Below are 24003 nucleotides of genomic sequence, written 5' to 3' on the forward strand. Positions count from 1 at the left end.
GATAGCGCGGTGATTCAGTTAAACCGCCTGGCGTTCTTCGCGGGCAAGCCTCGCTGCTACATGATCAACAAAAGTGTGTGCGCGGGATTAGAAGTAGTACGGGAATTTCAGGCTGAAGGAAAAGTCCGGCGAGTCGTCGGTCAGGCCGATGGCCAGGTTGGGAACGATCGTCAGGTTATCGGTCGCGGCCAGGGTCATGCCGATGTTGAAGTTGGCCGAGTTGTAATCGCTGTTGGAAATCGATTGCCAGTCACCACCGTCCGGCTTGATCTTGCTCTTGCTGGCAAACTGATCGGTGAACGAGAACGACATGCTCATCTTCTCGTTCAAGGCGAAGGCAATACCGGCGCCGATCTGCCAGGAATCCCCCAGTTTCACGTCCCCGGGCACCTTGGAGTTGACCTGAGGGCTGATGTCGCTGAAAGAATCTTCCATGTTGTAGGTGTAGGCCAGGCTGCCGAACAGTACGGCCGGGTCGAAGCTCTTGACCAGTGAGAGACCCGGAGTGATCGACCAGACACCATTGCCGGTAGGCAACTCCTCGGGTACCGAGAGGTTATCGTTGTTCGGGTCATTGACCAGCTTGATGCCGTAAGGGTCTTCACCGGTCGGCGCCTTGACGCGCAGTGTAAAGACCGCGTCGGGCAGATTGGCCGACTCATCCAGAAACTTGTAGGCAACGCCAACGTTCACATCGCCGATGGTCGGGTCGCGGGTCACGGTTGCGTCCGACGTCACCGGGCCTGCGCCACCGGCACCACCGGAGGAATACGTTGATTCGCGATACACCACGGGGACGTTAATGTCGAACTGCCAACGTTGTGCCACGTTGTAGCGGGCGGTCAGGTCCAGGGTCCAGTTATCCGCCTTGATACGGTCGAGGTTGATGTTGCCAAGGAAAATCGAGTCCAGTGCCAGGAAGCCGTTGAGTACCAATGCACGGGTATCGTAGTGCGTGTACGTCAGGCCGGTTTCGAAGCTGAACTTGCCGCCACCGAAGAAGCCGCTGGCTTCGTCATACAGGTTGGAAACGCTTTGCGCAGGTTGCGAATCATCCTTGAGCGATTGGCCGTATGAACTGCCCGTGGTTCCCGGCGCACCGGCAGCCACTGTCTGACCACTGCCGGGCGTTTCTGCGGGGGATTTGGTCAGGCGTTTGGGGGCAGGCGTCGCAGGTGTTTCTTCGACTTGGCGAATGCGCTGCTCGAGTACCATAAGCGCGTTCTGTTGTGCTTCGTAACGCTGTTTCAACTCCATGAGTTCTTGTTTTAGTGCTTCGACCTGGGGGTCCGGTGCTGCGTACAGCAGTGGGACCGGGGCCAGGCTACTCAAACAAACGATAGCTCTGAACGTCAACGATCGGTGCATGGGTTAGCCGTCCCTTCTGACTACATCGGGTGACACTGAGCGTAGATCAGAATCCTTGAGTGCGAAGACCTTTGAGTTGGTCCAGGTTGCCGTTCAGCGACCCGGCTGTCGCGTTGTCACGCAGCACGACATTGAGTGACGTGAGGTTGTTGACCTGGTTACCACCACCGAGCAACGTCGTGTTCTGCATCAATCCGCCCTGAGCCAGGCGTTGTTCGGTGCTGCCCTGGTTGTTGTTGGCCACGATGTTGAGTTGCATACCCGTAGAGGTCGAGGAAACGCTCAACGCGCCCGCGCCATTGGCGCCGACCAACGTCGAGCCTGCGGCCAACGCCTGGCCCTGCTGTTGCGTTGCTGGCGCCTGGCTCGCCTTTGTGACGTTGATCTGAACGTTGTTGTAGGCACTGTTATGGTCGCCGGCAGCACGCACGACTTGAGTGACGCCTTCGGTGCTGTTGAGGCCATTGCCACCAGTGACAGTGCCGGTGCCTTGCGAACTCGTTGAGCCATTACCCTTTTCATTGATCATCGACACATAGAACTGTGGCTTGATGGTCGATTGTTGAATTTGCATCGAGGACGTTGCCCCGATCACTTCACCGTTGGCATTTTGCCAAGTGCTGGTCATGACAATGCCGAAACTGATGATTCGCCCCGGCATGACATAGCGGCCGCGCAGGGTCGCCAATTCCTGATCCTTCAGCTCAATGGGTTTGAACGTCTGTGCCTGGATCGGGAGGCTGGCGGCCAGGCAAACCACGGCCAGCCAGAGTGGAGTCTTCATGGGATGCTCCCGGAGCGTCGTGCTCCTTGTTATCAGAAGAAGTCGCTTTGAATGAAGCCGAAATCCATCAATTCTGCGTCTCGCACCGGGGTGAAGGTGTTGATGCGGTTCTTGGCGGTCAGTGGCATGGGTGGGTCGAGCAATGCATTGGCTTTGTCGTAGCCCTGGCCGATGACGGCAAAGATGATGCCGTTCCAGCCTTTTACAAAGTCGTCGACTTTGTAGCGTTTATGACCGAGTACCGGATCTCCGATATAGACCCAGCCCTTGTGAACTCTTTGCATGACCACAAAATGTTTGTAGCCACGGATATCCAGAAGCACCACAACCGGAATTCTGATGTCGCTCAACGTTTGCGGCGCTACCCGGTAGCCACGGGCCCGCATGCCGATACTTTCCACGTAGCGCTTCATGTCGAGCATGGAGAAGCCCTGGACACGGACAAGATCTTGATCGGAATGTGCCAGCATGCCTTCGATGATCTGTTCTTCATTTACGTCCAGCCAATAGGCTTGGCGCAATATGGTTGCCAGCGCAGCTGCGCCGCAACTGAAGTCGGTTTTCTGTTGCACCAGGTCGGCAAACTTACGCTCGCGAATGCTCTGGATCGGCTTGTACACCACCGCGCCACCCGGCAGGACGGACAGCGGCATTTGTGCAGCCTCGCTCACACTGGCCACGCACAGCAAAAATGCCAAAGCAATAATGCGCATGGAAGGACGCCTTCTGGTTGTGTTGAAACAGGCCCCCGTAAGGGGGCCTCCAGAGACAGCAATTAGAACGAGTTGTTGGAAATGGCCAACGAGTTGCTTTGTTGGTTGCCCACACCCGCAGCCACGTTGACGCCCAGGTTGCCACTGCCACCATTCACCGAACCGTTCAGGGTTGCGGTGTTGGTCACAGGGTTGGCCCAGCCAGTTGGAGTCAGCACTTGATAGGAATAGGTGTTGCTCAAATCAAAAGAACTGCTCTCGCTGTAACTTTTTGATTTGTCGTACGAAGATTCGGACTCTTTACTGCCCGATTTTTCGAACGAGGAGGCCGACGAGCTCTCCCACGACTTATCGAACGATCTTTCGAACGAGGAGTCGCTCGATCTTTGACGCGATGCGTCGAAATCTGCATCGATCGATGCGTCAACCGATGCGTCGACAGTCCTGGTGCGGGTGCGATCGCCATTGCCATTGTTCCAGGTAACAGTTCTGGTGGCATTCGCAGACGCATCCAAAGCAGCACTCAAAGAAGCACTGCGGCTGGAGCTGCTGTCCGAACTTCTGAAGCCGCTCGCATCGGAGCTTCTGGAACCACTCGCATCAGCGCTCCTGGAACCACTCACATCGAAGCTCGAAGAAGCGCTTTTGTTAACGCTCAAATCGGAAGACTTGTCGCGAGAGGAACTACCGCTGGCCGTTGTGGTAACGGTTATCGTATCCAGGCGAGTTGTCCGATCAGCGTAGTTATTCACTACCAGGCCAGGACCTTGTTGATCGGCAGAGGCGGTGGCTAATGCATTACCAAGCGGGGCATTGGTGTTGGCAATGGCCATGGTGTTTTTCTGTTGGTTGAGGTCGCCGCCAGCAATGTTGATACCCATATTGCCGCTGCCGCCATTCCCCGATCCGTTCATCACGGCGGAGGCTGTACTACCGAAGTTGTTGACTCTATTGTTGTTGCTGTATTGCGTGACGTCGGCGGTGGCTTCGGCAGTACCGAACACGAAGCTGTTATCCTGACTGGAGTTTGAGGCAGCATTGGCGATGGCGGACGCGTTGTCTTGCTGGTTGCCACTACCTGCTGCCACGTTGACGCCGACGTTGCCGCTGGCGCCTGTGGCAGAGCTGCTCATTTCAGCTTCGTTGACCGTCCCCTCGTTATGGATGCGGTTGCCGGTACTGCTCTGGTTATCCCACGCATTGGCCGTCGCATAGACAGGGATCTTTGTTGGAGGAGGGGGTTTATGACCATGGTGGTGGTCATTGTCACGCCAATCGTTCTGCCCAGCTTGTACAGCAACAGCCATGACCGCAGCAATTGCGAAAACCAGAGGCTTGAGTGCCATCGAAGGTTTCATGGTGATTCTCCGTACTTATTTTAGGTTAAGTGTTGTGTCTACCTGTTTGGATCAATCCGTGACCCGTACGCTCAGGGTGTTGGCCATTCGGTTTCCCACCCCGGAGCTCTGATTCAACTGGATCACCCCACGGCTACCGGTGAAGGCCTGATCGCTGGTAGCGACCTGGCGATTGCCTGGTGCAGAGTCAGTTGGATCGGAGTTGTGGATCAGCGTCACGTTCTGCTGCATGAGGACGCTGTCGTCGATACTTTGCGGTTGTGTACTGATACTTATCCGCAGGGCATTGGCTTGCTGATTGCTGGCGCCTGCGCTCTGGTTGACGCCCAGTACGCCGTTGCTGTGGCTGAAGGAGTCGCCTTGAATGCTGGATCGAGCGTCGATCCTGGGGTCGACCTGCGTGCGCAGCCGTTGGCGAATCTGTGTGGTGGCGCTGGCGTTGTTGCCAATGGCGATGGCCCGGGCATTGGCCTGTTGCTGCTGATCGCCCGCCGCCTGGTTGACCGAGAGGTTGCCTTGGTGCTGCATGCCCGAACCGTCGATTTCGGCGTTATTGATGACGGGAGGCTGGGCAAAGGTCGATGCACTGCAAAACATGGCCATCATCAGCAGCGTACGATTCATCTCAACGGTCTCCCGTTACAACTCTCAGAGCACCCAGACCTTGCTGGACATTTGAATTGACCATGTTGGCGATACCGTTGCCCGAGTTTCCCGAACGTCCAGCGGGGAGGTTGGAAAGCTGGGTCTGGTTGGTGAGATTGCCGCCCAGGTTGTTGTGGGTGCCTTGAGTGACCAGGCGGGAGATACCGGCACCACTGGCGACGTTGGCGAAGTCGCCGTCGCTCAACTCGTTCGTTTGCCTGAGGACTTGTCTGGACGGGTTGGCATTGGCGGTCGTGGGGCTGGGGTCGGGAATCACCGGTGCACGGGTTGCCATGCGCGGTTGGACATCACGTTTGATAATAATGATGCCGTTGTCAGCCTGTACGGGCAGGCTGACACTTGAGCCCAGTGCACATCCGATCAGTAAGAGGCTAAAGATGCTGCTATCAAATGTCCCCACGGCGGCAATTCCTTCTTTGATGTGGGCGGGTCCCAATCAACATTGCGAAGGAGCGAGCGAAAGCTGTGCCGGTTTTTGATTGTCGTTTTGATTCAGAGGGTTATCGATCAACGCTAGTGGATCGATGAAAGGGTGTTTCAGGTCTGAGACAACCGCCGGGACGGCAATATTGATAAGAGATCGCAATAGCACTGGATCCAAGCTTTATGCGGGATGTATCAGCGTTCTAACACATCGCATGACAAGACGATAACCGGCGTTGAAATGGGTTGTTCGAGAGGGGACGGTGTTTCAGAAGCGGACGTATTTGCAAAAATACTGCAACAAATGGCTGGAGGAGAGTGCCAGCAAGTTAAGCGCAATCCCTGTGGGAGCGAGCCTGCTCGCGATAGCGGTCTGACCGTCAACATAGATGTTGAATGTGATAGCCCAATCGCGAGCAGGCTCGCTCCCACAGGTCCCGCCGAAATAGAGAGGTCAGCGCTCGAGCAGCAGCGTGACGGCTTGCAATGCCTGAAGCCGGCGTTCGGCCCAATCGCCTTGAAGCACTTGAACAGGCTGTCGATGCTGCTCCAGCCATGCCTGAGTCGCGTTGAAAAATGCCCGGCGTTCCTCCAGCTCGGGCTGACACCGTTGACCGTCATCGGTCCAATCGACTTGTTCGGGCGACAGCAGCAAGTGCAAGTCATAGTGTCGAGCCAGCAGTGCTTGCTCGAGCCAGGCCGGGCAATCGCCAAACAGGGTTTCGCTCCAGAGCATATTGCTCAACAAGTGAGTATCGAGAATCAGCAATGGCGGCCCCAGGGCGCGAGCTTCGTCTTCCCATTGCAGCTGACCGCGAGCGATTTCTGGAATATCGGCCGGGCAGGTGTCTCGCGCCTCCTGCTCAATGAACCAGCGCACGTATTCGCCCACCAGAGCGCCGCCGAATTGCTGTTGCAGTTCGGCGGCCAGCCAGCTCTTGCCACTGGATTCAGGGCCCGTCAGTACCAGAACTTTCATGTGCGCAACGCCGGATCGGTGCGCCATGTCCGCCAGCCATGCACCGCCAGCAGTGCGAACGCCCCATACAGGCCCGCGGTCAGGTACAGCTCTTTGTAGATGAACAGGCCAACAAAAATGATGTCCAGCGCGATCCACAGGGGCCAGCATTGCAGACGTTTTTGCGCCATCCATAACTGCGCCACCAGGCTGAAACCGGTCAGTGCCGCATCGAGCCAGGGCTGCGCGGCATCGGTCCAGTGGGCCATCGCGGCGCCCAGCAGCAAACTGCCGACTGCGCCGACGGCCAGTCCGAGCGCAACGGATTTGCCATCGAGCAGGCTGACATGCCGCTTGCCATGAGTCGCGGTCCCCTGGGTCCACTGCCACCAGCCGTAGATCTGCAAACCGGCGTAGATCACTTGCAGCAGCATGTCCGAATACAGCTTCACTTCGAAAAAGATCCAGCTATACAGCAGCACCATGACCAGACCGATCGGCCAGCACCAGGGGTTCTGTTTGACCGTCAACCAGACGGCAATCACGCCGAGGGCGGCAGCAAACAGTTCAAGCCCGGACATGGAGGTTCCTTGGGGAAGACGAAGAGGGGGGATTGTAGCGGCAGGCGCTGCCAAGTAGAACCGGCTTGCGCAGTCCGGTGTAGCAGCTGCCGAGCCTGCGAGGCTGCGTTCGGCGGCGAAGCCGCCGCAAGTTCTGCGCGCGCGGTATACCTGAAACACCGCGCCGCCTGATTTCACGACTGCTGCGCAGCCGAACGCAGGCTGCGCCAGCTGCTACAGGAGTGCTCTCAAACCCGGAACTGCTTCAGCAACCCGTTCAACTGCTCGCTCAATTCCTTGAGGTGAACGCTGGCCACGCTCGACTGTTCGGCCGCCAGTGCCGTGCTATGGGACAACCCGGCTGCCTGGGTGACGTTCTGATTGATGTCTTCCACCACGTGGGCCTGCTGCAAGGTCGCACTGGCAATCGAGGCGTTCAACCCGTTGAGGTTGCGCAAGGCCTGGCCGATGGCATTCAGGCTGGCGCCGGCCAGGCCGGCCTGCTCGATGGTCAGTTGCGAGGCACGGCTGCTGTCGCCAATCACCTTGACCGCCGCTTCGGAATGGCTTTGCAGGCGTTCGATCATCGACTGGATTTCTGCCGTCGACTTTTGAGTGCGCTGGGCCAACAGGCGCACTTCATCGGCAACCACCGCAAACCCGCGACCTTGCTCGCCGGCCCGAGCGGCTTCGATCGCCGCGTTGAGGGCCAGCAAGTTGGTTTGCTCGGCGATGGAGCGGATCACTTCCAGAACGCTGCCGATTTGCGTGCTTTCGGCGGCCAGCGTACGAATCACTTCAACGGCTTGATCGATGGTCGACGACAGCTTGTCGATCTGCTGCAGGCTGCCGTCGATATTGACCTGGCCCTGTTGCGCTTGAGACTCGGCATTGCGCATTTCACTGGCCGCGTGTTCGGCGTTTTTGGCCACATCCTGCACGCCGTAGGTCACTTCGTTGATCGCGGTCGCCACCAGTTCCATTTGTTGGGATTGCTGTTGGCTGCGCTGCTGGGCTTGCGCGGCATCATTGCCCAGTTCATTGGAAGATTGGCCCAGCGCACCAGCCGACACTTGCAGCTGACTGATCACCAGGCGCAGTTTCGCGGTGAAGGCGTTGAAGTGCCGGGCCAGTTGCGTGACTTCGTCCTGACCGTAGGTATCGAGGCTGCGGGTCAGGTCGCTTTCACCGCTGGCAATGTTGGCCATGGCGTTCACGGTTTCCTGGAGCGGACGCACGATGCTGCGGGCAATCATGATCACCAGCAGGGCCATGATCAGCGCAATCACCAGACCCAAAAATGAGGCCTTCCAGACTTGGGCATAAAACTCGGCCTGCATGTCATCGATGTACACGCCCGAACCGATCACCCAACCCCAGGGCTCGAACAGTTTCACGTAGGAGGTTTTTTCCACCGGTGCGCTGGCGCCCGGTTTCGGCCAGCGGTAATCGACCATGCCGGCACCCTTGGCCTTGGCGATGGCGACCATCTCGTTGAACAGCGCGAAACCGTCGGGGTCGCGGATCGTCGAGAGATTCTGACCTTCAAGTTTCGGATTGGTCGGGTGCATGACCATGACGGGCGTCAGGTCGTTGATCCAGAAATAATCGTTCTGGTCGTAGCGCAAACCGCGCACGGCGGTCAGTGCCTGTTTTTGCGCGGCATCGCGGGTGAGGGTGCCGGCAGTTTCCAGGCCGTGATAGTAGATGAGGATCCCGCTGGCGGTCTGCACCACGTGCTGGGTCTTTTGGGCCTTGGCCTGATAGAGGTCGTCGTGAATCTGCTTGAGCATCAACACGCCCAACGTCAATAGCATCACCACGGCCACGATCAAGATGAGCCACAAGCGTCGGCTGATCGACACACTGCGCAAGCTGTTCATAACGCGGTTACTCCGGTTTCTTGTTCTTGTGATAAACGATCGCCAGCATCCAATCACACTTTGCCGATCGGGCCTATCCGACTCAGGTCCTATTACGCGGCAGCGTAAACGAAGCTTGTCTGATAGGATTTCGGCCCCGCGCGGGAAAACCTGAGCCCAAGTCTTTTTTCACGCAATTTTTACCGTTTTGCGTGGATCTTGTGCGCGCGGGGATTCAGCTAAGGTTGATCGCAGTTAACGTTTATAAATTATTAACGGAGCATGCCTGGGGGCATTCTTCTTGGGGGATTGATGGATCTTTGGACGGCCTTTCAGGCATTGATTTTAGGCGTGGTAGAAGGGCTGACGGAGTTCTTGCCCATTTCCAGTACCGGGCACCAGATTATTGTGGCGGACTTGCTCAATTTCGGCGGCGAGCGGGCCATGGCCTTCAATATCATCATTCAGCTCGGCGCGATCCTGGCGGTGGTCTGGCAGTTTCGCCGCAAGATCTTCGACGTGGTCATTGGCTTGCCGACGCAGCCCAGCGCTCGGCGTTTTACCGCGAACCTGTTGATCGCTTTCCTGCCGGCGGTGGTGTTGGGGGTGATTTTCGCCGACTTGATTCATGAGTACCTGTTTAACCCGATTACCGTGGCTACCGCATTGGTCGTGGGCGGGGTCGTGATGTTGTGGGCCGAACGTCGTCAGCATGAAGTGCATGCTGAAAGCGTCGATGACATTACCTGGAAAGACGCTCTCAAAGTCGGCTTCGCCCAGTGTCTGGCGATGATTCCGGGGACTTCGCGTTCCGGCTCGACGATCATTGGCGGTTTGCTGTTCGGGTTGTCGCGCAAAACGGCCACCGAATTCTCGTTCTTCCTCGCCATGCCAACCATGGTCGGCGCGGCGGTGTACTCGGGCTACAAATACCGCAGCCTGTTCGTGCCGGCTGATTTTCCGGTATTTGCCATTGGCTTCATCACCGCCTTCATCTTTGCGATGATCGCCGTTCGGGCCCTGCTGATCTTCATTGCCAGCCACAGCTATGCGACATTCGCCTGGTATCGCATCGCGTTCGGTCTGGTGATCCTGGCCACCTGGCAATTCGGCTGGGTCGACTGGACCGCGGTCAAGCCATGAGCGATTCCAGTGCGCGCAACAATAACCCCGGGCGCAAGTCCGGGGGCGCCATGCAGAACCTGCGGCTGAAACTGTTGGTGTTCGTTGTGCTGTGCGCAGTGCCGTTGTTTGGCTCGGTGTCGATGTGGCTGCGCGGGGTGTCGGTGATTCCGCTGGCGGCCTACGGCATCGTCAGCGTGCTGGCGTTTTTCCTGTACTGGAGCGACAAGCACAAGGCCCGCGCCGATAGCTGGCGCACGCCGGAGAACGTCTTGCACGCGGTGGAGCTGGCGGGTGGTTGGCCGGGCGCTTTGCTGGCCCAGCAAGCGTTTCGGCACAAGACCCGCAAAGTCTCGTTTCAGTTGGTGTTCTGGCTCATCGTGTTGATGCATCAAGTGTTCTGGATCGATCAGCTGTTTCTGGGCGCTAACCTGTTTGCATTGCTTTAAAGCACTTTAAAGCAGCAAGCCGACCTGCGTGCGCTTGGGCAACTTGCTCACCACCAGTTGGTGGGAACGTTGCAGCAAACCTTGCAGCTCTTCGGTGCCCAGGGGGTAGGGCGTTTCCATGATGACCCACTGGGCCCGGGCCAGATACGGTGCCGGGTGAATGCCCGGCCGGTCGCAATGGCCCAGGAACAGGTCCTTGTCGACCTTGAACGCCAGGGACTGTCCCCGCAGGTTCTGCAAGGCAAACATCTTGTTCCCGGCAATCGAAAACACCCGCACGCCACCCCACTTGTAATCTTCCCGCGCGCCGGGCAACGCCAGGCAGTATTGTGCGACATCCTCTTCGCTCATTAATCGCGCTTTCATAACAGTCTGTCCCCACAAGCATTGAATGATTCGATCAGATGGTCGATCCAGGCGCGCACCGCTGGCATCACCCCGCGTCGATGAGGGTAGACGGCTTGCAGCCAGCCGCCCGGCAATGACCAGTCGGGCAACAGTTGCACCAGCGTGCCGTTTTCCAGCTCCTGCTCGCAATACATCATGGGCAGCACGGTAAAGCCCAGCCCGGACAGGGTACAAGCCTTGCGCACGAGAAAATCATCGACTCCCAATCGGGCTTCGAATGTCATTTCACAGGCCTTGCCATGCTGGTCGAGCATCCGCAGATGCACCAGCCGATCGGCTTCCAGGGCGCCCAGTATCGGTACGTTTTTCAAGTCGTCCGGGGTTTTGATCTGCCGCTCGCGAAGAAACGCCGGGCTGGCGACCATGACGGTCTGTGCCTGACGCAAGCGACGGGTCACCAGCAATGGATCTTCATCACCCAGATCCCGCACTCTCAAGGCGACATCGACACCCTCGTTGATCAAATCAACCCGACGATTGAGCAGCATGACTTCCAGTTGAACCTGAGGGAATTTCTCCAGGAAGTTACTGATTACTTCTGGCAGCATTTGGTGGGCCAACCCTACGGGGCAGGACACTCGCAAGCGCCCCCGGGGTTCGCTGGACATGCTGGCCACCGCTTCGTCGGCCATTTCGGCCTCCAGCAGCATCGCCTGACAATGCCGCAAGTAGCGCTCGCCGACAGCGGTGAGGTTGAGTTGGCGGGTTGTGCGTTGCAGCAGGCGCGCGCCGAGGCGCTCTTCCAGCTCGGCGATGCGTCGCGACAACCGCGACTTGGGAATCCCCAGCAAACGCCCGGCCGCCGCAAAACCGCCGGCGTCGACCACCTTGGCGAAGTAATAGAGGTCGTTAAGGTCTTGCATGATTTAAATCCGATTGTTCTATCAGTGAGACGAACTATCGCATTGTTGCTGACTAATCAGCCATTGGTTTCGTCGATAGGATTGTCTCCATCAGATCGCCGGGTGGCGATCCTCACCTTGGAGATCCCACATGAAATTACTGCATATCGATTCGAGCATTCTGGGTGACAACTCGGCTTCCCGTCAGCTGAGCGGCGAAGTTGTCAAAGCCTGGCAAACCGCCGAGCCTGGCGTAGCGGTGACTTACCGCGACTTGGCCGCTGATGCCATCAGCCATTTCTCCGCCACCACTCTGGTTGCCGCTGGCACCGCCGCTGAACTGCGCAACGCCGCGCAACAACACGAAGCCGAGCTGAGCGCGCAGACCCTGGCCGAATTCCTCGCCGCCGATGCCGTCGTGATTGCCGCGCCGATGTACAACTTCACCATTCCGACCCAGCTCAAGGCCTGGATCGATCGCATCGCCGTGGCCGGTCAGACTTTCCGCTACACCGAAGCCGGCCCTGAAGGCCTGTGCGGCGGTAAGAAAATAGTCATCGTTTCGACGTCTGGCGGTTTGCACGTTGGCCAACCAACCGGCACTGCTCACGAAGACTACTTGAAGGTGTTGTTCGGTTTCCTCGGCATCACCGATATCGAGTTTGTCCGCGCCCATGGCCTGGCCTACGGTGATGAAGTGCGCACTAAAGCCATGAGCGACGCCCAGGCGCACATCAGCGAGCAACTGTTCGCGGCTGCGTAAGGCTTGCATAAAAGTCGTAAACAGCCTCGGGCAATACCGCTGAAACTCTGTATTCTGGTCATCGTGATGGCCAGGTACGGAGTTTTTTGTTTCTGGCGTTATCGATTTATGGCCCAGGTTATGCAGTCGAGGGCTGACATCTGTGGTCAGGTAACAAGGTGGGGCATCCGATGGTGCGTCTTTGTGCAACGCTACTGATTTGCCTGCTCGGCAGTCTGAGTTTGGTGCATGCCGCGTCTGCGCCGCATCCTCACTGGAGCGTCGGCTTCCATGAAATGACGTTCCTCGATCCGCTGGACCTGCAGCCGATGCGTGCCATCGCTTTTTACCCGTCCAGTGAAAAGGAACATTCCAGCACGCTCGAGGGCTATACGGTCGAAGCGGGTGAAGACACCAAAGTCGCCATCGGACGTTTCCCGATGCTGATGTTGTCCCACGGCAACACCGGAACCCCGCTGGCCCTGCACGACCTCGCCACCTCATTGGCGCGCAAGGGCTTTGTGGTGGTGGCGGTGATCCATCCCGGCGACAACTCCAAAGACCACAGCCGCCTCGGCACCTTGAGCAACCTTTATGGTCGGCCGATCCAGATTTCCGAAGCCATTACCGCGACTTTGGGCGACCGGATGCTCGCGCCTTTCGTCAATGCCGAGCAGGTCGGGGTGATTGGCTATTCGGCGGGCGGTGAGACTGCACTGATTCTGTCCGGCGCCACCCCGGATCTGGATCGTCTGCGCCGTTATTGCCAGGAGCGCCCGGATGATCACGATGCCTGCAACACGCAAGGCGAACTGATCGTCGACCGCGATGATTTGCAGCCAGTGGCGGACCCGCGCGTGCATGCCTTGTTACTGATGGCACCGCTGAGTCTGAAGTTCGGCCGCCATACCTTGGCCGACGTGCACGTGCCGGTGCTGCTTTACAGCGGTGATGGCGACAAATTGGTGGCGTTCGACAAAAACGCCGCAGCGCTTGCGCGCAAACTGCCAACCGCACCGGACTTCAAATTGCTGGCCGGGGCAGGGCACTTCGTATTCCTGGCGCCGTGCAACGAAGAACAGATCGCCGCCATGCCGGCGCTGTGTACCGATGCCGACGGCGTCGACCGCAAGGACATTCACCGCAACATGATTTCCGAAGCCGGACGGTTCTTCGCCCATGCCCTGGGCAAACCTACCCGCGCCGGGATGCAGACCGCCGATCAATAATTTCCCCGGAACCCTTGTGGGAGCGAGCCTGCTCGCGATAGCGGTCTGACAGGCGACTGATTTGTTGAATGTCCTGCCGCCATCGCGAGCAGGCTCGCTCCCACAAGGGATTACAGGTGTCAGGTCATTGCGCGGTGTTTCAGCAGCAGGGTCAAACCAAGTCCGGTTATCGACAACATCGCCGCACTAAAGAAAATCCACGAATACCCCAGGTTCAACGCAACCGCGCCCATCAGCGGTCCGGCAATCGCCAGCGCCAGATCGAAAAACACCGCATAGGCACTCAAACCCGCTCCGCGACTGGAATTGGGCACTTGCTTGATCGCTTCCACCCCCAGCGCCGGATACACCAGCGACAGACCGAACCCGGTCAGCCCAGCGCCGATCAAGGCATAACCCGTCGAGGGCGCCAGCCACAGCAAGACCAGCCCCACGGTTTCAATGGTCATGCAGGCGATGGCTGAGGTGAAGCCACCGAAACGGCTGATGCTGGAGATGAACAACAACCGCGCCAGAATGAAACAGACTCCGAATACCGTCAGGCAATAAGCCGCGCCGGTCCAGCCTAGGTTGACGTAATACAGGGTAATAAAGGTAGTGAGCGTGCCGTATCCGATGGACGCCAGGCTCAGGCTCGCGCCGAAGGGAGCGATGCGCCCGAACACCGCCCAGAACGGCAGGCGCTCGCCGCGAATCACCGGCACCGACGGTTTGTTGCGGATCAACAGCAGCGCCAGCAGGGCCAGTAACGACAGCGAGATCCCGAGGCTGGCGAACCCCAGTTCAGCGACCATCACCACCCCCAGCGGCGCGCCGATGGCGATGGCGCCGTACGAAGCGATGCCGTTCCAGGAAATCGAACGCGCCGTGTGCTCGGCACCGACCTGGCCCATGCACCAACTGATCGTGCCGACCCCGATCAATCCTTGAGCAATGCCCAGCAATAAGCGGCCAGCGATCAGGATGATCAGGCTCAACAACGGCATACCCTGCAGTAGGGTCGACAGCAGTGTCAGCACGCCGCTCAACGCAATCCCCGACAACCCGTAAACAATCGCCCGCTTGGTGCCGATGCTGTCCGACAGACGTCCGGCCATGGGCCTGCTGAGCAGGGTGGCCAGGTACTGAGAACCAATGGTCAGCCCCGCCACGATGGCGCTGAACCCCAACTGTTCATGGACATACCCGGGCAACACCGCAATCGGCAGGCCGATGCAGAGGAAGGCAATAAAGGTATAGAAAACGATGGAGACGATCTGCAGAGTGATCGCCATGGAGCTTTGCGGGGGCAGTTGCTGCACAGACATGAGAGCTCTTTCGCGGGCGGCGGTAGGAGAACTGCATCATGGCGTGGGCGGGGAATAAAAGGAAGCAGGCTAACGATACAGCTGGCGATCGTTCCCACGCTCTGCGTGGGAATGCATCCCGTGACGCTCTGCGTCACCCTTCAAAGCGGGAACGCGGAGCGTCCCTGGCGGCATTCCCACGCAGAGCGTGGGAACGATCAGCCCCGTCACCAGGACAGGGCTTTTCAATTGAAGCTTGCAGCCGTCTTACATCAAAACACCCTGACTACGCAGGTAGTCGTCATAGGTGCCGCTGAAGTCGATCACGCCATCGGCGCTCAATTCGATGATGCGAGTGGCCAGGGACGATACGAACTCACGGTCGTGGCTGACGAAGATCAGCGTGCCCGGGTAGTTCTCCAGCGCCAGGTTCAGCGCCTCGATGGATTCCATGTCCAAGTGGTTGGTCGGTTCGTCCATCACCAGCACGTTGGGCTTTTGCAGGATCAGCTTGCCGAATAGCATGCGACCTTGCTCACCACCGGAGATGACCTTGACCGACTTGAGGATTTCATCGTTGGAGAACAGCATCCGGCCGAGGGTGCCGCGAACCAGTTGTTCGCCGCCCTGGGTCCACTGGCCCATCCAGTCGAACAGGTTGCAGTCGTCTTCGAAGTCATGCGCGTGGTCCTGGGCGTAGTAGCCCAATTCCGCGGCGTCGGTCCACTTCACGGTACCGGCATCCGGGGTCAGTTCGTTGACCAGAGTGCGCAGCAGGGTGGTTTTACCGATACCGTTCGGGCCGATGATTGCCACGCGCTCGCCGGCTTCAACCTGGAAGCTGAAGTCCTTGAACAGTGTCTTGCCGTCGAAGCCTTTGGCCATGCGCTCAACGATGACCGCCTGACGGTGCAGCTTCTTGGTTTGCTCGAAACGGATGAACGGGCTCACACGGCTCGAAGGCTTGACTTCGGCCAGTTGGATCTTGTCGATCGCCTTGGCGCGGGAGGTCGCTTGCTTGGCTTTCGAGGCGTTGGCCGAGAAGCGGCTGACGAACGATTGCAGCTCGGAAATCTGCGCCTTCTTCTTGGCGTTGTCCGACAGCAATTGCTCGCGGGACTGGGTCGCCACGGTCATGTACTCGTCGTAGTTGCCCGGGAACAGACGCAGTTCGCCGTAGTCCAGGTCAGCCATGTGGGTACACACGCTGTTCAGGAAGTGACGGTCGTGGGAGATGATGATCATCAGGCTGGAGCGCTGGGTCAGAATGTTTTCCAGCCAGCGGATGGTGTTGATGTCCAGGTGGTTGGTCGGTTCGTCGAGCAACAGCACTTCAGGATCGGAGAACAGTGCCTGCGCCAGCAACACGCGCAGTTTCCAGCCCGGGGACACTTCGCTCATCGGGCCAAAATGCTGCTCGATGCCGATACCCAGACCCAACAGCAGTTCACCGGCGCGGGATTCGGCGGTGTAGCCGTCCATTTCGGCGAATTCGGTTTCCAGTTCGGCCACGGCCATGCCGTCTTCTTCGGTCATTTCCGGCAGCGAGTAGATGCGGTCGCGCTCGGCCTTGACCTTCCACAGCTCTTCGTGACCCATGATCACGGTGTCGATCACGGTGAATTCTTCGTAGGCGAACTGGTCCTGGCGCAATTTACCCAGACGCACGTTCGGCTCGAGCATGACCTGGCCGCCGGACGGCTCGAGGTCGCCACCGAGGATTTTCATGAAGGTCGACTTGCCGCAACCGTTGGCACCGATCAGGCCGTAGCGGTTACCGGCGCCGAATTTGACCGAAACGTTTTCGAATAGCGGCTTGGCGCCGAACTGCATCGTGATGTTAGCTGTGGAGATCAATTACTTTACCTATCAATGGGTTGCGAGCTGCGCATTTGGCGCTTGGGCCATTCCTGGGACATTCTGGAGTTTCTCTCCATCTCTTCCCAGTCACCGCTAGAGTTCAACCAGCGCGCATAAGTCGAGAGCAGCATCTGGACGCGGTGTCCAAGCTGTTGGGCAAAAAGGCGGGATTCATGCCAGACATTGCGCATATTGTCGCATATGTGTGACGGCAGTTGTACGGTGGGCGATAACGTGTCGCAGGCTTCTTCAAGGTTCGGCCCCGGTTTGTGCAGAATCGGGGGCTGGCTGGGAGGTCGTTCATCCTGGATAGGCAGGGGAGCGTAGAGTTGTCTCGATGTTATTTTTGTTCAGCGTTGTGTTCGGGACACTTGGCGTGGCTCTGGGTAAAGTCAGCACCGCTTGCCCGGCCTCGTGTGTTTCAGATGGATTACTGAATGGCCAGCACTTGGTCAGGGTGGGCACCTCTTCAGATTCGTCTCTCCGTACCACGCGTGACAGCACAAAGTGGGGAGAGGTCTATTCTTCTTCGTCAGGGCTCGGGTTTCCGGGCGCGCTGGCGCTTCGTCTTGCAGATACTCTTCCTGATTCTCGCCCAGCACGCGTTCCTCGCCCGCCGTACGCTGGAAAGCAGGCAACATGAGAACGCAAATGGTCTCTCATCATGGGTGGGATCAAAATGAAACTGATTTTGGTGATGCTTGTTGTGGGTCTGTTGGCTTGGAAGTTTTCCCCTGAACTACAGTCCTGGGCTACGGCTCAACTATCGAATCCCAAAGAAATAGCTACAGTCGTGACTGCGCCGAAGCCTGTTTCAGCGCCATTCAAATGTGATGGGCGCAAATATTGTTCACAGATGACCTCGTGCGCAGAGGCCAAAAACTTTCTGCAAAATTGCCCAGGAATGAAAATGGACGGCGACAACGACGCAATCCCCTGTGAGTCTCAGTGGTGCCAATGACTATTTGCCGCTCAGCGACAGGCTTAGTGGTTTAATGAGAGAAATTCTTAAAGGAGAGGGTGCTATGGATAAGGCGTTTCGAAACCCGATGTTTCTGACTGGGCTACCAATGGCTATCTGCGGTCTCGCTATCACTGCACCTGGTCTATGGATTCCCGGCCTGGGTTTAATGGTCGTCGGCTGGGCAAAGGGGAATAAACGAGCTTGACGGTATCAGTGCTGCGGGCGTTGCTGGAGGGAAGAGGGCTGCCGTCAAAACTATTGACCGGCTAATGGATTAGTATTCCTTCCCCCCAACCCAAGGAAACATGGAAGTGAGACACAAATATGCAACAGGTTTGTTTTTTCTATTGACGATTGTAACGGCTCAATATGCTTACTCCGGCACTACAGACGAGTCCGTTGAGAACGCCTCATTGCTCTGCAAAATTCTGGATAGCAACGACGCCTTGACTCAGGCCTCCGAGTTCTCAAGCGAGGATCGTTCGGTCAACATCTCGGTAGACAGCTCTCCAGAAGAAGCCAGCAAGCTTTGCCCCGTCATCAGTGCCATCGTCGAGCATCACGACATGGTTTTTGCGCAAGGCTGGACCGTGCAGATCACCTCTTCAGGCAGTGATTATAAAGTTGTCGCTGTCTGCCCACTGTAAACAACTCGCTGGCAGCGGTTGAAAGTCTGGCATTGCCGCACGTTGAACCGCGTGCGACAAGCCGGCGACTGACCAGATCGAGACTCAGAGCAAGTAGCCAGTAGCTTGTACGAGGTGGTTGTCCTGCGCTCCGGTGATAAGGTGCAGTGGAATGTGTTGTTGGTCATCGATAGACGGGATTTCGAAACTTCCCACTATTTGAAGGTGCCGCTCACTCAGCCCGGTCGACTCTTCTTCTTTTGCCTTAGCCATTCTCGCGTGGTTCGCTGCGATTTCATTGAGAGTTGACACGTTACATCTCCCGGTGACTGACCAAGCGTATCGCTGGAGTCCTAATCGTTAATTTAATTGCCGCCGCGTCAGAATTATGTCGCTCTGGGGCTGCTAGGTCCGGCCATTGCAAAGCCTAAGCCAGACGGGGCCGCGTATAGAGTGTCGTGTTTACATATTCGACGGATGGTGGTATGGCATGGGGCTACTATCGGGAGAGCGGTTCGCATTACCGGCCGAGCCGCGCTACTAAGTGGACACATTTTCACAGTTGAAGGTTAACTATTAGTTACAAGGTGTGGCTAAAATGCCATCTTTCGACGTCGTGCCGTCCATCGGCATGGCTCAAGAATGCGCCATCGGGACGCCGTTTGTTCACTTCTGACGTGTGACGATTTTCGTGAAACTTATCATTGCCGCTATTTATGTCATCTCCATCGCGTATGTGCACTTGCGCGGAAAAGTGCGCCACAAATTAGGCCGTCAACTAAGCGACCACTCGACGTTTCTGGCGCCGGTCAATTGCTTCCTTTATCTGTTCTCCAAAACGCCCAACAAACCTTATCTCAATCCGGCAGACTTTCCCGACTTGAGCCCTTTGCAGGCTCATTGGGAAGAGATTCGCGCTGAAGGCCAGAATTTGCTCAAGGCCGGGGAGATCAAACGTTCCAATCAGTACGACGACGTTGGTTTCAACTCGTTTTTCAAAAGTGGCTGGAAGCGTTTCTACCTCAAATGGTACGGCGACAGTCACCCGTCGGCCGCAAAGCTCTGCCCGCGTACGACTGAACTGGTGCAAAGCATCGGCTCGATCAAGGCCGCGATGTTCGCCGAACTGCCGCCGGGTTCGAAACTGGTCCGTCACCGCGATCCGTATGCCGGTTCTTACCGTTATCACTTGGGGCTGGACACTCCGAACGATGCCGGTTGCTACATCAACGTTGATGGTGAGAACTACCATTGGCGCGATGGCGAAGCGGTGATGTTCGATGAGACTTTCATTCATTACGCCGAAAACACCACTGCGCAGAACCGCATCATCCTGTTCTGCGACATCGAGCGGCCGATGAAGTATCGCTGGGCGGCGGCGTTCAACCGTTGGTTCAGCCGCACGGTGATGGCAGCGGCGGGCGCGCCGAACGATGCGGGCGACAAGGTCGGTGGCATCAACCGCTTGTTCGCCAGAATCTACAAGATTCGCCTGCGTGGCAAAGCGCTCAAGAAGCGTAACCGTACTCGCTACTACCTGGAGAAATGGGCGGTTTTTGGCGGATTACTGGCGATTTTTGTTTTGATCTGAGTTTTGCGTTGTGGCGCATGACGCCATCGCGAGCAAGCCCGCTCCCACATTTGTCCTGTGAACGACACAGATCCAATGTGGGAGCGGGCTTGCTCGCGAAGAGGCCAGTATTTGCACCCCATAACTCATGGGTGCCAACAAGGGTCAGCCGCTCGACCGCTTCGTGGGTTTTTTCTGCGCAGCAGATTTGGCTTTGGTAGCCGCTTTACCGCCGCCCTTGCCACCAAGGCTGCGTTTGAGCAGTTCGGTCAGATCAATAACATCGGCGGTTTTACGCACCTCTTCACCCGTCACGGTTTCGACATCTTCGATCTTGCCTTCATTCGCCTTCTTCTCGACCAGCGCCATGATCTTGTCTTCGAAACTGTCGCGGTACTCTTCGGGCGTCCAGTCGGCACTCATGTCTTCCACCAGTCGTTTGGCCATCTCCAACTCGCCTTTGGCCAGATCCGGCTTGGTCACTTCACTGCCCAGTTCCAGTTGATCCAGGCTGCGTACTTCGGCGGGCCAGCGCAGCATCACCAGCACCATGGCTGATTCCAGCGGCATGAGGGCCGCCAGGTGCTGGCGCGAATGCAACACCACGCGGGCCAGGGCGACCTTGTCGGTTTTGCTGAGGGTTTCGCGCAACAGCGCATAGACCTTGCCGCCGCGTTTGTCCGGCGCCAGGTAGTAGGGCGTGTCGATGTTTTGCAGAGGGATCTGCTCGCTGCCGACAAAGGCAAAAATGTCGATGGTTTGGGTCGACAGTGGATGAGCCGAGCGAATCTCCTCTTCACTGAGCACCACGTAACGTCCTTTTTCGTACTCGATCCCTTTGACGATGTGCTCTTGAGTGACTTCCTTGCCGGTGGCCTTGTTGATGCGCTTGTAGCCGACCGGGTCCATGCTGCGGCTGTCGAGCCATTTGAAATCGATCCCGTGCGAAGACGTCGCCGAAACCAGCGCAACGGGAATGTGCACCAGACCGAAACTGATTGCGCCTTTCCAGATTGCCCGTGCCATCGTCGTGACCTCGTCGTTGATGTTCAGGTGACCTGTGGCCAAGGGCAAAAGTTTCAGTCGGCGGCGGCCCGGTCCTGCGGGCGGATCGGCGGTGCGGTTAACTCGTGTTACATGTTGCGGGGGAGGTTTTAGTTAACAAATCCGAACCCTGGGCGTAGCGTGGCTCTATTCATCCATGAAGCATGGCACGCTCATTTAGAGAGGTCCCCCATGAACCGATGTGTGCTCGGCGTCATCGCGCTGGCATTGAGTGGCGTGCTAAGCCCTTTGGCTCTGGCAGACGCCGCATCGTCTTCTTCGCCCTTGCTGCTGGCGCAGAACCTGCCGGGAAGCAACAACAATCCCTACAACAGCCCGATTCGCCGGGCCAATCCCAACAGCATGCAAGGCACGCAACCCAATATCCCTGTAATCCGCGGGCCAAACACGGTGCCTGTGCCACGACCGCCAACGCTCGATAATGGCGGCATCGGCAATCGCTATCCGCAAGATCGACAGGCTCCCGCCAGCCAACCGAAGTTCATTCCCAATCCACCACCTAGGGGCTCGGACCGCAACTACCGTTGAACGGCGAGACAGAAGTCTTGCCAGCGCTATTGACGACAAAAGGAATCGTGCATGTTGCGTAAAACCCTCTTGGCCACTTTCTGTGCCAGCGCGTTATTAACCGTCACGGCGCCCGCCTTTGCAGCGCCAACACAGGATTTTAAAAGCGAGCAGGGCACCCTTGAGCTCACGCCGATCGTTAAAGGCCTGGACCACCCTTGGTCGTTGGCGTTTCTGCCTGACCGCCAAGGGATGCTGGTGACCGAACGGCCCGGCAACCTGCGGCTGGTCAGTGGCGACGGCAAACTCTCGGGTCCACTCAATGGCGTGCCTCAGGTCTGGGCCAAGGGGCAAGGCGGATTGCTCGATGTGGTGTTGTCGCCCGATTTCAAGCAAGACCGCATGGTCTATCTGTCTTACGCCGAAGGGGGCGGTGAGGGCGGCAAGGCCGGCACGGCGGTCGGTCGCGGACGGTTGTCGGAAGACCTGACGGCGATCAAGGATTTCAGAGTGATCTTCCGTCAGGAGCCCAAGCTCTCCGTCGGCAATCATTTCGGCTCACGACTGGTGTTCGACCGTGACGGTTATCTGTTCATCACCCTGGGCGAGAATAACGACCGGCCCACGGCGCAAGATCTCGACAAGCTGCAAGGCAAGGTCGTGCGGCTCTATCCGGATGGCAAGGTGCCGCAAGACAATCCCTTTGTCGGGCAAAAAGGCGTTCGCCCGGAAATCTGGTCTTACGGCCAACGCAACCCGCAAGGCGCGGCACTCAATCCCTGGAGCGGCACGCTCTGGGAGAACGAGCACGGCCCACGGGGCGGCGACGAGATCAACATCATCGAGCGTGGCAAAAATTATGGCTGGCCGATGGCAACCCACGGCATCAACTATTCCGGCCTGCCGATCCCGGAAGCCAAGGGCGAAACCGCCGAAGGTACCGTGGGCCCGCACCATGTCTGGGAAAAATCCCCCGGCCTCAGCGGCATGACCTTCTATGACGGCGATCGCTTCAAGGCCTGGCAGCACAACGTGTTTATCGGGGCGCTGGTGAGTCAGGAGCTGATTCGCCTGCAGCTCGAAGGCGACAAGGTTGTTCACGAAGAGCGGTTGTTGGGTGAGCTCAACAAACGGATTCGTGATGTACGGCAGGGGCCGGATGGTTATCTGTATTTGCTGACCGATGAAGATGACGGAGTGCTGTACAAGCTTGGCCTGAAGTAACCACCCCCCTGTAGCAGCTGGCGAAGCCTGCGTTCGGCTGCGCAGCAGTCGTCAATCTTGGCGCCTCGGTCTACCTGGGCCACCGCGGTGGATGATTTTTTACGACTGCTGCGCAGCCGAACGCAGGCTTCGCCAGCTACTACAGGGTAGTTTCACCGTGGAGCATAGAGAATCACCGCAGCCCGCAGCTTGCCTCGTCCGAAACTGCACATTTTGTCGAATTCCCCATGGCTGACCGGCAAGTGCTGGCAGTCCATCGGCTGACGATGCTGGCTGTGATCCACATCCGGATCGTGCAGGTAGACAAACTCTTCATCGCAATCGGTGACGATCACCCAGTGCGGCGCCTTGGAACGGGTCAGGCGATAGCTGCTGATCAATACCAGCGGCTGTCCGCCATCGTGCAGTAACCGTGGCAGATCCAGTGGTCCGCCGATCATTCGTTCCACGTCGGTGGCTTGCAACTGCGCCGTGAACGCCTCGTGTACCAGGCGCATTACGCCTTTTTTATGCGCATCGCGCACGCCGTCGAGAAACAACGGCCCGGCCATGCTCAGTTGCAGCCGCACCCGAAAGCCACGCCGCCACGCTGCCAGCGCCAGACCTTGAGGGCTGCAGCCACCGTGGCCAGACGTCATGAACACCGTGGTCGCCTCGCGCCAGATTTGCAGTTCTTCACCGCGCTCCAACGCTCGATCGTCTTGCAGCGCGCCCATGGCCATCAGCAGGCAGGCCGGGCCACAGGTGAACTCGGTGGTCTGCGGGTAGTAAGGCACCTTGATGTTGCGTGAATCGCGGTGCTGGAGGATACGTTTTTCCAGGCGCAGCGCGTCGGCATGGTCCTGGTAATAGTCGTGAATCAGCGCAAAACGCCGGTAACCGTTACGCTCATACAGAGCAATGGCCGTTGGATTGTCGATGCGCACTTCCAGCCGCAGGTAGGCGCAGTCATGTTCAATGGCGCAGGCCTCGACACGTTCGAGCAATTGCTTGCCCAGTCCACTGCCGCGAGCATCAAGGGCTATCGCAATCGAGTACAGGCGCGCCAATGAAGTGCCCCGGTGAAATAGCACCACCGCATAGCCCACCAATTGCTCGCCTCGTTGGGCCACCAGCAGTTGCCCGTGAGCCCGAGTAATCATCCATTGAAAACTGCGACTGTTGAGCCGGTCCGTGGTGAAACATTGCTGTTCGAGTGCCAGCAGTGACGGTATATCTTCAACTACCGCCAAGCGAAAAACAGGATTCATATAACCGCCGTAAAAGTTGCGTAACGAAACGGGACTTTCGAAAAAGTTCGTGCTTAATAGGAAAGGTCTTGTTCTTCAATGGATCAATCACTATGTCAGCGGTACAAGGTTATTGGCGCGAAGTATCTGAGCAAACGCTACCAACAGCAATAACTTCCACAAACTAT

At 57.7% G+C, this 24003-nt stretch carries 25 protein-coding genes and 1 pseudogene; 9 read left to right on the top strand and 17 right to left on the bottom strand.

Features of this window, described 5'->3' with window-relative positions; translation table 11 throughout:
• Nucleotides 1–87: 87 nt before the first annotated feature.
• The 9 genes from IB250_RS03185 to IB250_RS03225 all read right to left on the bottom strand — a co-directional run bounded on the left by IB250_RS03185 (nucleotide 88) and on the right by IB250_RS03225 (nucleotide 8713).
• Complete coding sequence (locus tag IB250_RS03185) at nucleotides 88–1368, bottom strand: hypothetical protein (RefSeq protein ID WP_192342937.1); 1281 nt, start codon at nucleotides 1366–1368, stop codon at nucleotides 88–90.
• Nucleotides 1369–1414: 46 nt separating this feature from the next.
• Nucleotides 1415–2152: a hypothetical protein gene (locus IB250_RS03190; protein ID WP_192342938.1), complete on the bottom strand. Its 738-nt coding sequence runs from the start codon at nucleotides 2150–2152 to the stop codon at nucleotides 1415–1417.
• Between the two features lie 32 nt (nucleotides 2153–2184).
• The gene (locus IB250_RS03195; RefSeq protein WP_192342939.1) at nucleotides 2185–2865 is read right to left on the bottom strand and encodes a C39 family peptidase; all 681 of its coding nucleotides are present in this window, start codon (nucleotides 2863–2865) and stop codon (nucleotides 2185–2187) included.
• Nucleotides 2866–2927: 62 nt separating this feature from the next.
• Entirely contained in the window at nucleotides 2928–4223 is a 1296-nt protein-coding gene (locus IB250_RS03200) for a heme utilization protein (RefSeq protein ID WP_192342940.1), read from the bottom strand.
• Nucleotides 4224–4274: 51 nt separating this feature from the next.
• Nucleotides 4275–4847 carry an adhesin gene (locus IB250_RS03205; protein ID WP_192342941.1) on the bottom strand — a complete coding sequence of 191 codons (573 nt, stop codon included), beginning with the start codon at nucleotides 4845–4847 and terminating at the stop codon, nucleotides 4275–4277.
• Nucleotide 4848: 1 nt separating this feature from the next.
• Nucleotides 4849–5289, bottom strand: coding sequence for a hypothetical protein (locus tag IB250_RS03210; protein ID WP_192342942.1), 441 nt, complete (start codon nucleotides 5287–5289; stop codon nucleotides 4849–4851).
• A 477-nt stretch (nucleotides 5290–5766) separates the two neighbouring features.
• The gene (locus IB250_RS03215; protein ID WP_192342943.1) at nucleotides 5767–6291 is read right to left on the bottom strand and encodes an AAA family ATPase; all 525 of its coding nucleotides are present in this window, start codon (nucleotides 6289–6291) and stop codon (nucleotides 5767–5769) included.
• Nucleotides 6288–6851 carry a nicotinamide riboside transporter PnuC gene (gene pnuC / locus IB250_RS03220; protein WP_063343558.1) on the bottom strand — a complete coding sequence of 188 codons (564 nt, stop codon included), beginning with the start codon at nucleotides 6849–6851 and terminating at the stop codon, nucleotides 6288–6290. Before pnuC ends, IB250_RS03215 begins: the two co-directional genes overlap by 4 nt.
• Nucleotides 6852–7078: 227 nt before the next feature.
• Entirely contained in the window at nucleotides 7079–8713 is a 1635-nt protein-coding gene (locus tag IB250_RS03225) for a methyl-accepting chemotaxis protein (protein WP_192342944.1), read from the bottom strand.
• A gap of 291 nt (nucleotides 8714–9004) precedes the next feature.
• On the opposite strand from IB250_RS03225, the gene IB250_RS03230 reads away from it, so the two are divergent.
• Together IB250_RS03230 and IB250_RS03235 are read left to right on the top strand one after the other, a co-directional pair.
• Nucleotides 9005–9835 carry an undecaprenyl-diphosphate phosphatase gene (locus tag IB250_RS03230; RefSeq protein WP_192342945.1) on the top strand — a complete coding sequence of 277 codons (831 nt, stop codon included), beginning with the start codon at nucleotides 9005–9007 and terminating at the stop codon, nucleotides 9833–9835.
• Nucleotides 9832–10263, top strand: a complete 432-nt coding sequence (locus IB250_RS03235) for a DUF1294 domain-containing protein (protein ID WP_192342946.1) — start codon at nucleotides 9832–9834, stop codon at nucleotides 10261–10263. The genes IB250_RS03230 and IB250_RS03235 overlap by 4 nt, the downstream gene beginning before the upstream one ends.
• A 6-nt stretch (nucleotides 10264–10269) precedes the next feature.
• Here the strand turns inward: IB250_RS03235 and IB250_RS03240 are convergent, their stop codons facing one another.
• Together IB250_RS03240 and IB250_RS03245 are read right to left on the bottom strand one after the other, a co-directional pair.
• The gene (locus IB250_RS03240; protein WP_192342947.1) at nucleotides 10270–10629 is read right to left on the bottom strand and encodes an MmcQ/YjbR family DNA-binding protein; all 360 of its coding nucleotides are present in this window, start codon (nucleotides 10627–10629) and stop codon (nucleotides 10270–10272) included.
• Complete coding sequence (locus tag IB250_RS03245) at nucleotides 10626–11534, bottom strand: LysR substrate-binding domain-containing protein (RefSeq protein WP_192342948.1); 909 nt, start codon at nucleotides 11532–11534, stop codon at nucleotides 10626–10628. Before IB250_RS03245 ends, IB250_RS03240 begins: the two co-directional genes overlap by 4 nt.
• 130 nt (nucleotides 11535–11664) lie before the next feature.
• On the opposite strand from IB250_RS03245, the gene IB250_RS03250 reads away from it, so the two are divergent.
• Together IB250_RS03250 and IB250_RS03255 are read left to right on the top strand one after the other, a co-directional pair.
• The gene (locus IB250_RS03250; RefSeq protein WP_192342949.1) at nucleotides 11665–12276 is read left to right on the top strand and encodes an FMN-dependent NADH-azoreductase; all 612 of its coding nucleotides are present in this window, start codon (nucleotides 11665–11667) and stop codon (nucleotides 12274–12276) included.
• Nucleotides 12277–12446: 170 nt separating this feature from the next.
• Complete coding sequence (locus IB250_RS03255) at nucleotides 12447–13484, top strand: alpha/beta hydrolase family protein (RefSeq protein ID WP_192342950.1); 1038 nt, start codon at nucleotides 12447–12449, stop codon at nucleotides 13482–13484.
• A 119-nt stretch (nucleotides 13485–13603) separates the two neighbouring features.
• Here IB250_RS03255 and IB250_RS03260 read toward each other — a convergent pair whose 3' ends face one another.
• From IB250_RS03260 to IB250_RS28570, 3 genes and pseudogenes are all read right to left on the bottom strand, one after another.
• Complete coding sequence (locus IB250_RS03260; RefSeq protein WP_192342951.1) at nucleotides 13604–14791, bottom strand: MFS transporter; 1188 nt, start codon at nucleotides 14789–14791, stop codon at nucleotides 13604–13606.
• 246 nt (nucleotides 14792–15037) lie between these two features.
• Entirely contained in the window at nucleotides 15038–16627 is a 1590-nt protein-coding gene (locus IB250_RS03265; protein ID WP_081499236.1) for an ABC-F family ATPase, read from the bottom strand.
• A gap of 5 nt (nucleotides 16628–16632) precedes the next feature.
• Nucleotides 16633–16865 (bottom strand): annotated as a pseudogene (locus IB250_RS28570) (integrase); the annotation flags it as partial.
• 444 nt (nucleotides 16866–17309) lie between these two features.
• Between IB250_RS28570 and IB250_RS03270 the strand changes: the two are divergent.
• Both IB250_RS03270 and IB250_RS03275 read left to right on the top strand, forming a co-directional pair.
• Entirely contained in the window at nucleotides 17310–17591 is a 282-nt protein-coding gene (locus IB250_RS03270; protein WP_032830181.1) for an excalibur calcium-binding domain-containing protein, read from the top strand.
• Between the two features lie 308 nt (nucleotides 17592–17899).
• Nucleotides 17900–18241, top strand: a complete 342-nt coding sequence (locus IB250_RS03275) for a hypothetical protein (RefSeq protein WP_192342952.1) — start codon at nucleotides 17900–17902, stop codon at nucleotides 18239–18241.
• A gap of 84 nt (nucleotides 18242–18325) precedes the next feature.
• Here the strand turns inward: IB250_RS03275 and IB250_RS28880 are convergent, their stop codons facing one another.
• The gene (locus tag IB250_RS28880; RefSeq protein ID WP_318652622.1) at nucleotides 18326–18532 is read right to left on the bottom strand and encodes a hypothetical protein; all 207 of its coding nucleotides are present in this window, start codon (nucleotides 18530–18532) and stop codon (nucleotides 18326–18328) included.
• A 379-nt stretch (nucleotides 18533–18911) separates the two neighbouring features.
• On the opposite strand from IB250_RS28880, the gene lpxO reads away from it, so the two are divergent.
• Nucleotides 18912–19811 carry a lipid A hydroxylase LpxO gene (gene lpxO / locus IB250_RS03280; RefSeq protein WP_192342953.1) on the top strand — a complete coding sequence of 300 codons (900 nt, stop codon included), beginning with the start codon at nucleotides 18912–18914 and terminating at the stop codon, nucleotides 19809–19811.
• A 144-nt stretch (nucleotides 19812–19955) separates the two neighbouring features.
• On the opposite strand, the gene IB250_RS03285 is transcribed toward lpxO, so the two are convergent.
• Nucleotides 19956–20816, bottom strand: coding sequence for a Ku protein (locus IB250_RS03285; protein ID WP_192342954.1), 861 nt, complete (start codon nucleotides 20814–20816; stop codon nucleotides 19956–19958).
• Nucleotides 20817–21026: 210 nt separating this feature from the next.
• Here IB250_RS03285 and IB250_RS03290 point away from each other — a divergent pair, with 210 nt between their 5' ends.
• Nucleotides 21027–21383: a hypothetical protein gene (locus IB250_RS03290; RefSeq protein WP_192342955.1), complete on the top strand. Its 357-nt coding sequence runs from the start codon at nucleotides 21027–21029 to the stop codon at nucleotides 21381–21383.
• Nucleotides 21384–21434: 51 nt separating this feature from the next.
• Nucleotides 21435–22586 (top strand): PQQ-dependent sugar dehydrogenase, encoded by a 1152-nt coding sequence (locus IB250_RS03295; RefSeq protein WP_192342956.1) that lies wholly within the window; start codon nucleotides 21435–21437, stop codon nucleotides 22584–22586.
• 152 nt (nucleotides 22587–22738) lie between these two features.
• On the opposite strand, the gene rimI is transcribed toward IB250_RS03295, so the two are convergent.
• Entirely contained in the window at nucleotides 22739–23836 is a 1098-nt protein-coding gene (gene rimI, locus IB250_RS03300; RefSeq protein WP_192342957.1) for a ribosomal protein S18-alanine N-acetyltransferase, read from the bottom strand.
• Nucleotides 23837–24003: the final 167 nt, after the last annotated feature.

This window comes from Pseudomonas sp. PDM09 (assembly GCF_014852305.1).
Taxonomy (GTDB): domain Bacteria; phylum Pseudomonadota; class Gammaproteobacteria; order Pseudomonadales; family Pseudomonadaceae; genus Aquipseudomonas.